The 912-nt window shown below is 65.7% G+C and carries 1 protein-coding gene; it reads right to left on the bottom strand.

The genetic code is table 11. The annotated features are described in order from the left end of the window. Positions 1-888, bottom strand: a protein-coding gene (locus ABNF93_RS34670) for an IS5 family transposase (protein WP_502877684.1) whose coding sequence is annotated in 2 segments (ribosomal slippage) — positions 1-528 and positions 527-888 — 890 coding nt annotated over the 2 segments. Because the reading frame shifts where the segments join, the coding sequence is not laid out codon by codon here. This gene is flagged as partial in the annotation. Positions 889-912 lie beyond the last annotated feature (24 nt).

Below are 912 nucleotides of genomic sequence, written 5' to 3'. Positions count from 1 at the left end.
TAGGCCGTGTCTCCTAAACCCTGGCGGTAGTTGAGGATGGCGGCAGCGAGGGTGAGTCCGCCGAGGTAGGTGATGGCGTACTTGTCGTAGCGGGTGGCGATGCCGCGCCATTGCTTGAGTCGGTTGAAGCCTCGTTCGGCGGTGTTGCGCCACTTGTAGATCAGGTGGTCGAAGCTGGCGGGTCTGCCGCCTGCTGACCCCTTGGCCTTGCGGCGGCCGAGTTGGTCGATCCGTTCGGGGATGGTGTGCGGGATCTTCAACGCCCGCAGGTGTGACCGCGTGGACGGATGGGAGTACGCCTTGTCGGCCAGCAGCCGGAACGGTCGGCGGTCATAGAGCCGGTGCCGGGTCAGCAGCGGCGCCAGCATCGGGTTGTCGCCGGCCTGCCCGGGACTGAGCAGCAGCGTGATCGGTCGGCAGTCGGCGTCGACCAGCGCGTGGACCTTGGTGGTGAACCCGCCCCGAGACCGCCCCAAGCCATGATCATCAGGCTCGGCCGGCAGATTCTTGTAACTCGACTCAGCCCCTTTTTAGGCCGGGGGCGCCGGCGGCGTGCTGATGGGCTCGCACGCTGGTCGAGTCCGCACTCAACAGCCGCCTCATGTCCTTCGCACCCGCCGCATCCGGGCACGCGAGGCGGACCGCGGCAAAGATCCGGTCGTAGGTTCCGTCGGCAGACCACCGTCGGTGCCGCTTCCACACCGATTGCCACGGCCCGAACTCCGCTGGCAGGTCACGCCACGGACAGCCGGTCCGGAACCGCCAGCAGATTCCCTCCAACATCAACCGGTGGTCATTCCATGGACGCCCCTGACGCCCATCCCCACAAGGAAGAACCGGCTCGATCACAGACCACAAACCATCGTCGATCACACCTGAACGGATCATGAAACCAATACTGGCCGACCACAC

The sequence above is a fragment of the Actinopolymorpha sp. B9G3 genome, from assembly GCF_040120725.1.
GTDB lineage: Bacteria > Actinomycetota > Actinomycetes > Propionibacteriales > Actinopolymorphaceae > Thermasporomyces.
Note: the sequence above shows the minus strand (reverse complement) of the source record. Positions and strands in the feature narration are given on the sequence as shown.